Origin of the sequence: Streptomyces sp. NBC_01261 (assembly GCF_036226385.1) — a bacterium.
In the GTDB taxonomy this organism is placed as follows: Bacteria; Actinomycetota; Actinomycetes; order Streptomycetales; family Streptomycetaceae; genus Streptomyces.
In genome coordinates this window covers 6,324,616-6,338,656 of sequence record NZ_CP108463.1, presented here as the reverse complement: position 1 = coordinate 6,338,656, position 14,041 = coordinate 6,324,616, and the positions used below count along the sequence as shown (strand labels likewise).

Genomic DNA, 14,041 nt, shown 5'->3' with positions numbered 1-14,041 from the left:
TCGTCGACCCGCTCAGTCGAACCACCGGTCCCGGGCCAGTTCCTCCGTCCGCGACGGGTCTTCCAGCAGCGCCGCCACCTCGAAGCGGCGAGGCCACTGGCCGGCCGCCCAGGACAGGCCGGCCGCTACGCCTTCCAGGGTCGAGGCGTGCAGTACGCCGTCCCGGGTCCGGCGCCAGTCGATCTCGACGCCGTCCACGACGAGTTCGTCGTGTTCGACGTAGGTCGCGGGGGTGAGCGGGCCCAGCAGCGTCCGGACGGATTCCGGTACGTCGTGCTCGGCGCCCTCGGAAGTGACCTCGCCGGTGATCGACTCGCTCAGGCGGCGGACCTGGAAGAGGTCGGCCAACTCGGCCGCCCTGGACGGGCGTACGGGGAGGAGGGGGGTGCCGGAGGTGAAGGGGAGCAGGTCGGGTGAGTCGACGACCACGGCGTCCGCCGCGTCCACGACCGTCACCTCGCCGTCGACCACGGCGCGCAGGTCGTCCGGGAGGGTCACCTGTTCCGGGTCGAGGTCGGCCAACGCGCTGTAGAGAGCGTGCAGTTGGGCGCCGGTGACCTCGCGGTCGGGGTCGGCGAGGCGGTCGAGGAGTTCGGCGGCGCCGCCGGGCTCGTCGAGGAGGGCGGCGACCGAGGTGCGGACGCCGAGGGCACGGAGCACCTGTTCGTCGTCGAACCCGGTCGCGTCGGCCTCGTCATAGAGACCGCGGAGGAGCGGGTCGCCGCCTGCGGCGAGCAGGCCGGCCGGGCGGCGGCCGTCGAGTACCGGGTGGCCGCGCAACCACCAGGCCGTGTAGGACCGTACGACCTCGTGGGTGCCGTCCGGCATGAGGATGCGGACCTGTTGGGTGATCGCGTCGCGGAGCGGGGGCCGGGCGAGGAGGGCGAGGGCCTGGGGCCAGCGGTCCTCGTCGACGAGGTCGAGGTCGCGTACGGCGACAAGTTCGGTGGCTACGGGCGGTACGGGGGTGTCGGGGAAGCGGTCGAGGACGTCTTCCGACCAGACGTCCACGGAGTCCAGGAGGCCGGGGTCGTCGGGTTCCGCGAAGTCGCTGTCGCGGGGCTCCAGTTCGTCCGGGTCGAGGACGACGTCGGTGGCGCGGACGAGGGCGAAGGTGGCGAGGACTCCGCAGGCGGCGAGGGGCTGTTCGCCCCAGCGGTCGGCCAAGTCCGCTTCCACGAAGGCCAGTTCGTCGTCCCGCATCACCTGGGCGAACGGGCTGCCGGGGAGGACCAGTTCGCCGGCGGGGGCGAGTTCGCCGTCCTCGTCGGGCAGGGCGAGGGCGCCGAGCCAGGGTTCGTCACCGGGTTCCAGCCCCGCGTCCCGGACGAGGGCGAGGACGGTCTCCGCCAACTCCTCACTGTCCGGGGCGACTTCGTCCCACATGGCCCCGCCCTCCTCGTCGAGGGAGGCGGCCACGGCGGCCCGTACCTGAGGTGTCGTGAGCACCGCGCGGGGTGTCGCGGGCAGTGCGCCGAGCTTCTCCAGGAGGGGGTGCGTGGCGTCCGGGTGGGCGACCTTCAGGCCCAGTCGGGCGAGGACTTCGGGCTCGACCTGGGCGGAGTCGGGAGTGGGGAGGAGAACGTGGCGTGGCCCGATCGTCGTCCTGCCTCCCCCAGAGCCGAAAGCCTGGGAGGTGCCCCCGGCGAGCGGCACGGGCAGGCCGGTGAGCCGGTCGGGGTCGACGCCCGCGAGGCTGTCGTAGAGGCGCCGCCACCAGCCGGGGTCCTTCTCCAGGCCCGCCAGGCGGTCCACGGCGTCGGTGAGGGGGACGCGGGCGACGCCCAACGTCCTTAGTTCCACGCGGCGTTCGAGGCCGGCGGGGAGGAGGGTGGGGAGTACCTCGGCGAGGACGCGCACGGTGTCGGCGCCGGCGCCCTCGACGACCTCGGCGTCGCGGGGCCGTAGCGACTCGGGCAGGTCGTCGTCGTCACCTGCGGGCTCGATGGCGGGCGGGAGGAAGGGCGTTCGCGGCAGGCGCTTCAGGATCGCCTGGCGCAGGGTGCCGTCCAGTTCCCCCTTGCCCAGTGGGCCGGGGACGAGGTCGATGATGCCGGTGGTCACCGGGCGCCAGGCGGCGAGGAGTTCGACGTACGCGTCCGCCGCGCGCTCCACGACGAAGTCGGTGAGCGGGCCGGGGGCGGCGTGCCGGCGGGTGGTGTCGAGGGGGAGGGAAGCGATCAACAGGGCCGGTACGCCCAGGGGTTCGTCGCTGGGGGTGGGCGCGTGCACGACGGGGCTGGTGCGGGGGCGGGCCGGGGTGCCGTCCTTGTCGACGGGCACGGCCCAGGTGATGGACCAGTAGGGCCGCAGCCGCTCCTCGACGGGGCGGTCGGCGAGGAGTTCCTTGGCCAACTCCCCGTGCGCGGCGGCCGTACGCCAGCGGGTGGTTCCGTCCCGGCTGTCGTCCACGACCGTGTCGGCGCGGTCGGTGCGGCGGGTGAGGGTGCGTGGTTCCTGGTCCCCGACCTCGACCACGACTTCGGTCAGCCCCGGGAGGGCGAGGAGAAGCGCGTCGTCCAAGGCTCCGAGGAGGCGCTCGGCGAGGTCCTCGGCGGCGGTGTCGCGCAGCGGGAGGACGACGACCGTGTCGTAGGAGTCGGGGGCGGTGCCCTCGGCGGCGAACGGGAGGCGGAGCAGCGGGATGTGGCCGTCGCGGCGGCGGATCTCGGTGCCGAGGCCGGGGCTGTGGCGGGCGGTGTCGTCGGCGAGGGCGCGGGCCTCGGCGAGGGACCAGCGGACGCCGCCGTGCCGTCCGAGGACGGCGGGTTCGTCGGTGACGGCGACGACGGCGGCGAAGCCGACGCCGAAGCGGCCGACCGCGCTGTCGCCCGCGTCGCGCTTCGCGGAGGCGCGGAGGGTGGAGAGGGATTCGACGCCGGTCGCGTCGAGGGGGGCGCCGGTGTTGGCGGCGCAGAGGACGCCGTCGCGGAGGGTGAGCCGGAGCCGTCCGGCGACACCGGCGCGGGCGGCGGCGTCGGCGGCGTTCTGCGCGAGCTCGACGACGAGCCGGTCCCGGTACCCGCCGAGGACGAGGTCCTCCTCGGCGTTGGCGTCCTCCCGGAACCGGGCCGGGCTGGTCGCCCAGGCGTCGAGCACCCCACGCCGCAGACGGGCGGTCCCGAACGGGTCGGCACCCTCGGCGGCGGGCCGCACGAACTTACTCACGTACGTTCACTCTCCTCATCGACGTCGCGATGAAGGTACCGCGCGGAGGGGAGGGGGTGGCGCGGGGCCGGTGGGGAGGGGGATGCGGGTGGGGACGGGGGTTGCGGTGAGTGGGGGTTGGCGTGGGTGCGCCCACGGGTGTGCGGGTGGGGTCGGGGTCGTGGCGGTAAGGCGAGCCCGCCGCTTGCGGGGCCCCACTGGTGTTGTCAGAGTCGGGCGGGTTGGTGCCGGGTACGCGGCGGGCTGCGCCGTACCGCCACGATCCGCTCCCGCTTCGTCGGCGGCTGCGGGCGCGTGGGGTTCTGAGTGGGGGTTCTCTGAGTGGGGGTCGTCCGAGTGTTTCCCGTGCGGGTGTCTGTCGGTGTTCCGTTGGCTCTGGTGGTTCTGGTGGTTCTCGCCGGGTCCGGCTGCTCTTCGACCTGGGGCTGCGACGACACGACGGTGGAGCGTGGTGAGGCCGGCGTCAGGGTGCGGGTCGAGGATGTGTACGGGCAGCTTCGTGGGGGCACCGCCGAGGTCGTCGACTGGCGGCTTGAGCTCCATCCGCAGGAGCCGTCCGTAGGTGACCTGGTCCACTTCCATTTCCGCTTCGACGGCGCCGACGAGTTCAACGGCCCGGCGTTGGACGTCTGCGCGGTCGACAAGAAGCGTGTGGCGTTGGGGTGTCGGACGGTCTACTCGTCGGCGGCGTTCGGGCCGAACGGCGGCACCACGGGCGACGACTGGCTCACCGTGGAGCACCCCGCGCAGGTTGCCGGAGTGCTGTTGGTCCCCAACGACCAGTCCTACCAAGGACGAACCTGCGAGGAGGACGCCAAGGACGGCGGCGGCCCGCATCCTCCGAAACCAGCCGAGCGGGGAGACCGGCTGTAAGCCGGGGCTCATCCGGCTGGCCGGTGTTCTGGGCGACCCGTTCGCCGCGGAGGCGTGACCGCCCGCCCCCTCCGCCAACACCTCGCACCGGTCTCCAGAAACCCGAACTCCGGTTCAAGGGGCGCCTTTTCCCAAGAACCACGACAGGGAAAGGACCATCACCAAGCCCCACCCCACCCTCCCGGCAGCCGGGCACCCTCCGGGCAGCCGGGCCCGCCATTCACCCATCCGGGTGAACATCATCAACTGGGCTGGATTCCGGGCAGGTTGCGTGATCTACGCTCAGCGCAACACCGACGCAGCACGTCAGAAACAACTCCAGACATACGACGGCCCTCGCCGGGACGGCAATCCCAAGGCGAGGGCCTGACCACCAAGGAAGAAAGCACCTTCCCGATGGATACGCACGACATTAGCGCGCCCCCGCGCGCCCAGTCCCGGCACACCGCCAACCCTCGCGCGAACCACCCGAACCGGCGGCCCAACGGTCATGGTCACGGCGGCCTCACGCACGACAACGCCCGCCACACCGCCCGCTTCACGGTGATCGGCAACCATCTCGCCCAGCACCCGGAGCTGTCGGCTCTCGCGATCGGACTCGGCGTTCACATCCAGTCGCTCCCGGCAGGGTCCCGCGTCGACATCAAGTCGCTGGCGGCCCGTTTCCCGGAGGGCACGACCCGAATCGCCGCCGCGCTACGGGAGTTGGAGACCCACGGCTATCTGCGTCGCGAACGGCACCGGGTTCCCGACGGCCGCATCGTCACCCGCACGATCTCCTGCAACCAGCCCGGCAGCGGCCGTAGGGACAGCGATGCCCCGGAGACGCCGAGTACGGCGAGTACGCCGAGTACGCCGAAGAGGCACGCACCCCGCAAGGCGCTGCCGCCCGTACCGCGTCCGGCCCACCCCTCCCCCGCGCTCATCCAGCAGGCCACGGACCTCCTCACGGGGCTCCGGCGGCACGATCCCCGCCTGCTCCTGTCGGCCTGCGACACGGCCCACCTCGCGCCGGGAGTCGCGGCCTGGCTGGAGCGGGACGTGACCCCCACGGCCGTACGCCATGCCCTGACCACGGACCTGCCGCCCGAGGGATTGCGCCGCCCCGCAGCCCTCCTGGCCCACCGCCTGACGGCCCAACTGCCGCCCCCACCACCGTTCCGCACCCCGGCCCCGCCACCGGCCGTACGGCACCCGCTCCACAACTGCGACGGCTGTGACCGAGCCTTCCGCTCGCCCACCCCAGGACGCTGCCATGAGTGCCGAACCGATCTTCCGGGGGCCGCCTAGCATGAAGGGGACGATCCTTGCCCCTGGGCACAGACCACGAGGAGCGAGCGCCATGACCATCGCCTCGGACAACGCGCAGCAGGGCGCCACCCACCAGTACCGGGCCATGAGGGACGTCGTGCAGTCCATGGACGACACCCTTCCCGGCAAGTTCGAGATCACCAAGGAAGGGATCGTCCACGACATGATGTCGCCGGGAGGGCGGCACGAGGTCACGGCAGCGCGCATCAGCCGGCGACTTGAGAAAGCCATGCCGGACGAGTTGCTGGCTCACAACGGGACTCCCGACGTGGAGGACGAGCCCGAGGGGATCATGCGTCACCCCGACGTGATGGTGATCGCCTGGACCGACCTGGACACCGAAGCCTCCATCGACCCGCACACCCTCATCGCCGCCGTCGAAGTGGTCTCCCGCTCCAACCCGGACAACGACTGGGTCGGCAAGATGCGCGACTATCCCCTGATCGGAATCCCCACCTACGCCGTCTTCGACCCTCGCACCGGTACCGGCGCCGTCCTCACCGACATCCACGCCACCCCCGACGGCCCCCGCTACGCCACCCGCAAGGACTTCGTCTACGGCGAGGACGTCACTATCGCCGACTGGACGATCTCCACGGACAATCTGCCGCGCTACGGAGAGGACAGGGGCACCGGCCGGCCCAAGCCGTGAACCGACCGGCACACCGCTACGAGTGGCCCAACTCCGCAGAATCCTCATCCACGCCCACCGACACCGACCCCGAGTCCGCCGCAGGCCGTAGCGGGAACGGGTCGACCATCGTCTCGTCGATCACATGCGGCGGCGGCTGGGGCGGTTTGGGCATGATCGCTGCTTCCGAGTGGCCGCCGCAGCCGTAGGCCAGGGACACGACGCGGCCGTCCGCCGGGGAGAACTCGTTCGCGCAGACGCCGAACGCCTGGCCCAGGGAGCCGCCGATCGCGACCAGGAAGCCGCAGCTGACACAGGCCGCGGGCGCTGCCTGGGCCATCGGGGCCTTCGGGCCGAAGCCGTCCTCCCAGCGGTCGGCGGCGACGTGGAGGCCGTAGCGGGAGAGGACCCGGGCGCGGCGGATGCCCAGTTCCTCCGCCACCGCCGCGATCGAACCGCGGGTCGGCGCGACAGGCAGAGCCGACGGCGCGCCCGCCGTCACCTCCGCGTCCTCCGACTCGACCAGTTCCGCCATCTCCTCGGACACGGCCGAGTTCGGCGGGGGCTCGTCCTCGCCCGTGTAGCCGGGCTCCAGGCGGAGGTCCTCCGCGTCGGTGGGGAGCAGGTCGCCGGGGCCCATGTCGCCGGGGCGGAGGCGTTCGCTCCACGGGACCCATTCGGGGGCCAGGAGGGAGTCCGGGCCGGGGAGCAGGACGACCTCGTCCAGGGTCACCAGCTTCGCGCGGGACGCCCTCGCGACCGTCACCGCCCAGCGCCAGCCCCGGTAGCCGAACTCCTTGCATTCGAAGAAGTGCGTGACCACACGGTCGCCGTCGGATTCGAAGCCGGCGTGCTCGCCGACCACACCGGGTGCGGCGGCCTCCTCGGCCGCGGCACGGGCGAGGTCGACGGCCTCGGCACACAGGCGGTCGGGGGTGCGGCTTCGCGTGGTCGCTGCGCTCACAGGTATCGCTTCTCTCCTACGCCGTCTCACGGGTGCGCCTGGTGTGACGAAGGGAGCGGACGGAGCGGCTGAAAGACATGTACCAGGCCCTTGGGGGCACTGGTGGAGGGCCGCGTCGACGTCCGCGCCCGATCGCGCTCGGGCACGCCTACGCCATCCATTCTGCGGGATGGCCGAGAGGCGCGCGGCCGAGAACAATCGCCACGGCGCGCTACGCACGCTACCTTCTCCCGCGCCATGCGCCCACACCGACAGCCTCTTGGGCGCTGCGCGGCGACCGGACCGAGACCTGTGCGACGGCCCCCCGGGGACCTGTGGATCGGCTCGGAATCCACGCCCGTACGCCTCCATACGCGCGGTAACCGCACTACTGGCGCCGTTCTCGGGGCACTATGACGGGGTGGCAGCCGCGAGGTCGCCCCAAGGTGCCACCGGGATCGGTGGCACGAAGGGGAACATCCGAGGTGGCGGTTCGGGCCGGGTGAGCGGTTCCGTCCGCGCGATGGGTCGTGCCCTGCACTTCCCCGTCACCGGTACCGCCCGCGGCATCCGCAAGGCCACCCACGCCCACGGCGCGGGCGAGTCGGGCCTCGGCCGGCTCATCGAACTGCACGCGGTGAACGGCGCCGGCGACGTCATGATCACCGTCGCCCTCGCCTCGACGGTCTTCTTTTCCGTCCCGACCGACGAGGCCCGGGGGCGGGTCGCCCTCTATCTCGCGATCACCATGGCTCCGTTCACCGTCCTCGCGCCGGTGATCGGGCCGCTGCTCGACAAACTTCCGCACGGGCGGCGCGCCGCCATGGCCGCCGCGATGCTGGCCCGCGCCCTCCTCGCGCTGATCATCTCCGGCGCGGTCGCCAGCGGCAGCCTGGAGCTGTATCCGGCGGCCCTGGGCGCCCTGGTCGCCTCGAAGGCGTACGGCGTCGTCAGAAGCGCCGTGGTGCCCCGGCTGCTGCCACCCCGCATCTCCCTGGTGAAGGCCAACTCCAGAGTCACCCTCGCCGGGCTCCTCGCCACCGGCGTCGCCGCCCCGATCGCGGGCGGTCTGCACGCCATCGGCGACCCCTGGCCGCTCTACGGCGCCTTCGTGATCTTCGTCGCGGGTACGGTCCTGTGTTTCTTCCTGGACCCCAAGGTCGACTCGGCCAAGGGCGAGGACACGGCGCTGCTCGCGGCCGACGAGGACCATCTGCACGGCCCGCATCCCAAGGAGGTCAAGCGTCCGGGGCTGCGCACGGTCGGCATCGCCGTCACCCACGCGCTGGGCGCCAACGCGGCGCTGCGCTGGCTCTCCGGGTTCCTGACCTTCTTCCTCGCGTTCCTGCTGCGCGAGCACCCGATGACCGGGCAGAGCGCGGCCGTGTCACTGGGCATCGTCGCCGTCTCGGCGGGCGTGGGCAACGCGCTCGGCACGGCGGTCGGTTCCTGGCTGCGGCAGCGGGCACCGGAACTCATCATCGTGACCGTCGTCGCGCTGGTGCTGGGCGCGGCCATCACCGCCGCGATCTTCTTCGGGGCCGTGCTGGTGGCCTGTCTCGCGGCCACGGCCGGGTTCTGCCAGGCGCTGGCGAAACTGTCCCTGGACGCGCTGATCCAGCGGGACGTGCCCGAGCTGGTGCGGACCTCGGCGTTCGCGCGCTCCGAGACGATGCTCCAGATGGCCTGGGTGCTCGGCGGCGCGATCGGCATCGTCATGCCGCTGAACGGCGCCCTCGGCTTCACCCTCGCCGCCGCGGTCATCGCCCTGGGCTGGCTGACCACCCTGCGCGGACTGCTCGCCTCGGCCCGGCACGGGGCCGGTGGACGCCCGCGAGTGGCCTAACCCGCACCACCCGGCCCGCCGCGCCGCACCCCACGTGGGGGGAGTACCGGACGGGCCCGATAGCCTTCGCCCCATGACCATGCAATCCGCTGTGCGACGCCGCCGCGCCGTCGCCGCCGCCGGCGCCGTTTCCGCCGGACTGCTCGTCCTGTCGGCGTGCGACAAGCCGACGCCGATCTCGACGATCACCGTCGGGAGGAACTCGGTCCACACCGAGGCCACCTGCTACAACGACGGCGACGCGGTGAAGACCGCGGACCTGCCGAAGTGCCTGAAGGCCTCCACGTCGATCTCGGTCGACCCGGACGACACCGTGCGCTTCGGTGTCGACCCGAAGATCGCCGACAACGGCTGGACGATCCTGATGAACGGTCAGCCGCTGACCGACTCCAGCAAGAAGACGTACCGCACGATCCCCGGCAGCGTGTTCTTCAACACCCAGTACGGCGCGACCGGCAACTCGACCGTCGTCTCCATCAAGGAGGGCGACAAGACGGTCAAGGGCCTGTGGTCCTTCAAGTTCAAGAAGGACTCCTGACCACGTCCGCGTCCACACCGTCCTCCGTACGGATTCTCGTCGCCACCGCCGTCCCCGCCGAACGGGACGCGGTGGCACGGGCGTTCACGAAGGACAGCCGGGTCGATGTCATCGCCGCCGGGGTGGGTCCCGCCGCTGCCGCCGCCGCTACGGCCACCGCCCTCGCCGGTACCCCGTACGCCCTCGTCGTCTCCGCCGGGATCGCCGGCGGCTTCCAGCCCGAGGCGCCCGTCGGCTCCCTCGTGATCGCCGACGAGATCACCGCGGCCGACCTGGGCGCGGAAACCCCGGACGGATTCGTCCCGGTGACCGAGCTCGGCTTCGGGACCGTCACCCACCGTCCGCCGAGTGCACTCGTACGAGACCTCGCGGTCGCGTCCGGCGCGCGCACCGGAGCCGTACTCACCGTCTCCACGGTGACCGGAACGGCCGCCCGCGCCACGGAACTCCGGGCCCGCCACCCCCGCGCCCTCGCGGAGGCGATGGAGGGCTTCGGCGTCGCCGAGGCCGCCGCCGCCCACGGCATCCCCGTCCTGGAACTGCGCGCGGTCTCCAACCCCGTCGGCCCGCGCGACCGCACCGCCTGGCGCATCGGCGACGCGCTCGCGGCCCTGACGGAGGGATTCGGGAAGTGCGCGCCCGTACTGGAGAGTTGGAGACAGGTATGACCCCGTTGACCGAGCCCCTGCAGATCGCCTTCTCCCCCTGCCCCAACGACACGTTCGTCTTCGACGCCTGGGCGCACGGCCGGGTGCCGGGTGCGCCCGCGCTCGACGTGACCTTCGCGGACATCGACATCACCAACGGCATGGCCGAACGCGGTGAGTTGGATGTGCTGAAGGTGTCGTACGCCGTCCTGCCCTACGTCCTCGACGAGTACGCGCTGCTGCCGTGCGGGGGTGCGCTGGGGAGGGGCTGCGGCCCGCTGGTCCTCACTCGTGGGCCGGGTGATCTGACCGGTCGTACCGTCGCCGTGCCGAGTGAGCGGTCCACGGCGTATCTGCTGTTCCGGCTCTGGGCCGCGGACACGATCCCGGGCGGGGTCGGCGAGATCGTCGTCATGCCGTTCCACGAGATCATGCCGGCCGTGCGGGACGGGAAGGTCGACGCGGGGCTCGTCATCCACGAGGCGCGCTTCACGTACCAGAACTACGGCCTGCACAAGCTCGCGGACATGGGCGAGCACTGGGAGGCCACGACCGGGCTGCCGATCCCGCTGGGCGCGATCATCGCGAAGCGGTCGTTGGGCGCGGACGCGCTGAACCTGCTGGCCGACTCCGTCCGTACGTCGGTCCGCGCCGCCTGGGACGACCCCGAGGCATCCCGGCCGTACGTCATGGAGCACGCGCAGGAGATGGACCCGGGCGTCGCCGACCAGCACATCGGGCTGTACGTCAACGAGTTCACGGCGGATCTGGGGGTCGACGGGTACGCGGCGATCCGGGGTCTGCTGACGCGGGCGGCGGCGGAGGGGCTGGTACCGGCCCTCGCACCGGACGCGCTCACGTTCCCCTGAACTCCCCTCCCCGCTTGCCCTGAACTTCCCAGTTGCCCTGAACTGGGGCGCCGTCCCTGGGGGCTGCGCCCCAGCGCCAAGAAGAACCCCCGCGCATGCCACGGGCCGAGAGGCTGGTACCGCCCCTCGGCCCGGACTTGCTCGGAATCTCCTGGATCCCTGGACCCCTGGTCCGCGTCCTTCTACACGTCCAACTGGTCGGCGACCGCGCGCAGCAGGCCCGCGATCTTCGCGCCCGCGGGCTTGTCGGGGTAGCGGCCGCGTTCCAGCATGGGCGTGATGTTTTCGAGGAGGGTCGTCAAGTCCTGGACGATGGAGGCCAGTTCGTCCGGCTTCTTGCGTTGGGCCGCCGCGACCGACGGGGTCGGGTCGAGCAGGGTCACCGAGAGGGCCTGGTCGCCGCGCTGACCGGCGACGACCCCGAACTCCACGCGCTGTCCGGGCTTCAGGGCATCAACTCCGGCGGGCAGAACCGAGGAATGGACGAAGACGTCACCGCCGTCGTCACGGGAGAGAAAGCCGAAGCCCTTCTCGCTGTTGAACCACTTGACCTTGCCGGTAGGCACGTCTGTCCTCGTCCTCGTACTCGTCGGAAAACTGCTTCGGATAGCAGACCGGCGGGTCGTCGGGACCCGCCGGTACCAAGGCTAATGGTCTTCAGGCCGGTGACAAGACGTCGCCGGGTTGTTCCTTTGCGCAGGGAACTACCCTGGTCCAGTGCGCGACAAAACCCAAACGAATTCCGCCGCCGCCGGTGACCGACTGATCCGTGCCGGTGCCATCGTCTTTTTCATCGGTGCGGTGGCCACACTCGTCACCGTGGTACCGCTGTTGCTCCACACGACGCCTTTTCCGACGTACATGTACCTCTTGAGCATGCTCATGGGCGTCGGATTCCTGCTGGCCGCCGGAGGCGTGCTCCAGTCGGTCGCCGCGGGGCGGCGTCAGGCGCGCGCCGAAAGGTAGTCCGAAAGCCATCGCGGGAACTCGGTGAGGTCGCCGAGGACCACGTCCGCGCCGGCGGCGCGGAGTTCGTCGGCGTCGCACGGGCCGGTCGCCACCGCGACCGACACGGCCTCGGCGGTACGGGCGCCGCGTACGTCCCCGACGTGGTCGCCGACGTAGACGCTCGCGCCCTCCTCGCGCAGTGCCTCCGCCTTCTGCTCGGCCCACAGGTTGCCGATCACGGCGTCGGCGTCGATGCCGAGATGCGCGAGATGCAGCTTCGCGTTGGGCTCGTACTTCGCGGTGACGACGACCGCCCGACCGCCGGCCGCCCGCACAGCCGCGATCGCCTCGGGGGCGCCGGGCATCGCGGGGGTCGCGGCGACGGCGAACGACGGGTACATCTCGCGGTACAGGTCCGCCACGGCGGGCACCTCGTCCGCCGGGAACCAGTTGATCAACTCGTCCCCGAGCGGCGGCCCGAGCCGGGTGATGGCCAGATCGGCGTCGATGTACGTCCCCGTCCGCTCCGCCAGCGCCAGCATGGCGGCGTGGATCCCGGGCCGGGAGTCGATGAGGGTCATGTCGAGATCGAAGCCGACGGTCAGGGCGGGCTCAGGGTGCGGGCTCATACGGGCCATTGTGCCCAGTCCCTACGACAATCCCACCGGGCCCGCCGACCGCACCCGGGCCCGCCGACCGCGCTACCGCTGTCTCTGCGACCGCCACACCAGGTACAGCGCCGACGCCACCGCCGCGCCCCGCACCACCCACGGCCAGGTCTCGGCGATCGCGTCGCTCATGTGACCGTGCGCGATGGGGGTGCCCCAGCGGCCGTCGTTCCTGCCCCACAGCCAGACGATCCCGGCCGCGACGGCCGCCGTCGGCAGGCCGATCACCGCCGCCTTCGTCTCCGCGTCGGTCAGCCGGCGGGACGCGTACGCGATGACCCAACCGAGCAGCAGGGCGAACCAGTTGCCGAGGACGGCGCCTACGACGAGCAGCGCGGCGGCGATCAGGAGGAGGGGGTTGGACCAGCGTCCGGCGGGGAGGCGCGGGACCATGCGGCGTCGGCGGCCCGGGGTTTGCGCCGCCTGCTCGATCACCGGTGCGACCACCGGCTCCGGTGCCTTCGGCGTCTCCTTCGGGGGCTCCTTCGGCGGCGGGGGCTTGAGCAGTTCGGGGATCTCGACCCCGCCGGTGAACCCGGGCACGCTGTCGCCGAGCGCGAACCCGTTGCCGTTCTCCGGCCGCCACCAGTCGGGGTGCAGGACGCTCGCGCCGAGCTCGGACGCGCTCGCGAGGTGCGGTGCGGAGGCGGAGTTGTCGGGCTGGGCCTCAGGAGTGGGTGCGGCTTTGGTGAGGCGGGTGCGCGGGAGCGGTACGACCCGGCGCAGGCCCTTCGGCCGTAGATCGTCCTCGTGGTCCCGTTGTACGGGGACGGAGGCGGTCGGCATCTGCGGAACACCGGCGCCGGTGCCGGCCGCGGCGACGATCTCGTCCGGGCTGCCGAGGCCCTTCAAAATGCGCTGGACGGCGGCCGGTGTGTCGACGGTGGACCCGGCACGCCGCCGGTCGATCTCGTTGCGCAACTCGGACACGAGCCGCATGCGCGTGACCGAGGGCAGCTGCCGTTGCTGAGCCACGTCACCGACGCGGCTCAGATACTCGTAGACGACCTGATCGCTCTCGATACCCACGAAGTCCCCTCCGGGGCGGGTGCGTTGGATACCCCGCCGGAACGACCGTAGCGCAGGTCGGGCGTCGTGTCGGCCCGGACATCGGGGGGCGCCACGCCCACACGGGACGTGCACGGGTGCCCTCGCCCGGGGTGCCGAGGTGGGTCCGGGTGGGGTGGGCGCTGTACGGGGGCGGGTGTTCGCGGACCGGGCGGGAGTGATCGCGGTGCGCGCACGGGGCACCCGGCCCGGGGAGAGGGTGGCCGCCGTGGAAGAGCGGGGCGTTCTCGGCGGGCGGCGAGGCGGCGATCGCCGGCCGCCGCGGGTTGGCGTCGGCCCCGGCCTCGAAGTGATCCCTGCCCAGGAAGGAGGTGTCCTCGGCCGGGGGGTGCGGAGCGTCGCCAGCCGCACACTGCCGGACGGGCAACATCAGGCCCGCGCACGGGCCCCCGACCAGCGAGGGGGACGAGGGCCGCCGTAGGCGAGCGGGGCGTTCCCGGCGGGCGGTGAGGCGGCGATCGCCGACCGCCGGGGGTTGGCGTCGGCCCCGGCCGCGAAGTGATTGCCGTCCACGCATGGGGTGTCTTCGGC

At 72.2% G+C, this 14,041-nt stretch carries 14 protein-coding genes; 8 read left to right on the top strand and 6 right to left on the bottom strand.

The genetic code is table 11. The annotated features are described in order from the left end of the window. Positions 1–12 precede the first annotated feature (12 nt). Positions 13–3,168: a sacsin N-terminal ATP-binding-like domain-containing protein gene (locus tag OG226_RS28250; protein WP_329350421.1), complete on the bottom strand. Its 3,156-nt coding sequence runs from the start codon at positions 3,166–3,168 to the stop codon at positions 13–15. Between the two features lie 387 nt (positions 3,169–3,555). Between OG226_RS28250 and OG226_RS28245 the strand changes: the two genes are divergently transcribed. From OG226_RS28245 to OG226_RS28235, 3 genes are all read left to right on the top strand, one after another. Continuing rightward, positions 3,556–4,041 (top strand): hypothetical protein, encoded by a 486-nt coding sequence (locus OG226_RS28245; RefSeq protein WP_329353533.1) that lies wholly within the window; start codon positions 3,556–3,558, stop codon positions 4,039–4,041. Between the two features lie 396 nt (positions 4,042–4,437). After that, positions 4,438–5,331, top strand: a complete 894-nt coding sequence (locus OG226_RS28240; RefSeq protein WP_329350420.1) for a helix-turn-helix domain-containing protein — start codon at positions 4,438–4,440, stop codon at positions 5,329–5,331. Between the two features lie 52 nt (positions 5,332–5,383). Further along, a complete protein-coding gene (locus OG226_RS28235) occupies positions 5,384–6,004 on the top strand; it encodes a Uma2 family endonuclease (RefSeq protein WP_329350419.1) in 621 nt (206 codons plus the stop codon). Positions 6,005–6,020: 16 nt separating this feature from the next. Here OG226_RS28235 and OG226_RS28230 read toward each other — a convergent pair whose 3' ends face one another. Next, complete coding sequence (locus OG226_RS28230) at positions 6,021–6,947, bottom strand: DUF3027 domain-containing protein (protein WP_328682284.1); 927 nt, start codon at positions 6,945–6,947, stop codon at positions 6,021–6,023. Positions 6,948–7,347: 400 nt separating this feature from the next. Here OG226_RS28230 and OG226_RS28225 point away from each other — a divergent pair, with 400 nt between their 5' ends. From OG226_RS28225 to OG226_RS28210, 4 genes are all read left to right on the top strand, one after another. Beyond that, on the top strand, positions 7,348–8,772 hold the full coding sequence (locus OG226_RS28225; RefSeq protein WP_328682283.1) for an MFS transporter: 1,425 nt from the start codon (positions 7,348–7,350) through the stop codon (positions 8,770–8,772). 73 nt (positions 8,773–8,845) lie between these two features. Next, positions 8,846–9,310 (top strand): DUF2771 domain-containing protein, encoded by a 465-nt coding sequence (locus OG226_RS28220; RefSeq protein WP_266771202.1) that lies wholly within the window; start codon positions 8,846–8,848, stop codon positions 9,308–9,310. Then, a complete protein-coding gene (locus tag OG226_RS28215) occupies positions 9,280–9,978 on the top strand; it encodes a futalosine hydrolase (protein WP_329350417.1) in 699 nt (232 codons plus the stop codon). Before OG226_RS28220 ends, OG226_RS28215 begins: the two co-directional genes overlap by 31 nt. After that, the gene (locus OG226_RS28210; RefSeq protein ID WP_328682280.1) at positions 9,975–10,826 is read left to right on the top strand and encodes a 1,4-dihydroxy-6-naphthoate synthase; all 852 of its coding nucleotides are present in this window, start codon (positions 9,975–9,977) and stop codon (positions 10,824–10,826) included. The genes OG226_RS28215 and OG226_RS28210 overlap by 4 nt, the downstream gene beginning before the upstream one ends. A 182-nt stretch (positions 10,827–11,008) precedes the next feature. On the opposite strand, the gene OG226_RS28205 is transcribed toward OG226_RS28210, so the two are convergent. Continuing rightward, positions 11,009–11,392: a cold-shock protein gene (locus tag OG226_RS28205; protein WP_019057239.1), complete on the bottom strand. Its 384-nt coding sequence runs from the start codon at positions 11,390–11,392 to the stop codon at positions 11,009–11,011. Between the two features lie 151 nt (positions 11,393–11,543). Here OG226_RS28205 and OG226_RS28200 point away from each other — a divergent pair, with 151 nt between their 5' ends. Next, on the top strand, positions 11,544–11,792 hold the full coding sequence (locus OG226_RS28200; RefSeq protein ID WP_327403192.1) for a hypothetical protein: 249 nt from the start codon (positions 11,544–11,546) through the stop codon (positions 11,790–11,792). On the opposite strand, the gene OG226_RS28195 is transcribed toward OG226_RS28200, so the two are convergent. From OG226_RS28195 to OG226_RS28185, 3 genes are all read right to left on the bottom strand, one after another. Continuing rightward, on the bottom strand, positions 11,771–12,412 hold the full coding sequence (locus tag OG226_RS28195; protein WP_328682279.1) for an HAD family hydrolase: 642 nt from the start codon (positions 12,410–12,412) through the stop codon (positions 11,771–11,773). The two genes, OG226_RS28200 and OG226_RS28195, sit on opposite strands and share 22 nt — an antisense overlap. Positions 12,413–12,475: 63 nt before the next feature. Further along, positions 12,476–13,471 carry a hypothetical protein gene (locus OG226_RS28190; protein WP_329350416.1) on the bottom strand — a complete coding sequence of 332 codons (996 nt, stop codon included), beginning with the start codon at positions 13,469–13,471 and terminating at the stop codon, positions 12,476–12,478. 408 nt (positions 13,472–13,879) lie between these two features. Next, the gene (locus OG226_RS28185) at positions 13,880–14,023 is read right to left on the bottom strand and encodes a hypothetical protein (protein WP_329350415.1); all 144 of its coding nucleotides are present in this window, start codon (positions 14,021–14,023) and stop codon (positions 13,880–13,882) included. Positions 14,024–14,041 lie beyond the last annotated feature (18 nt).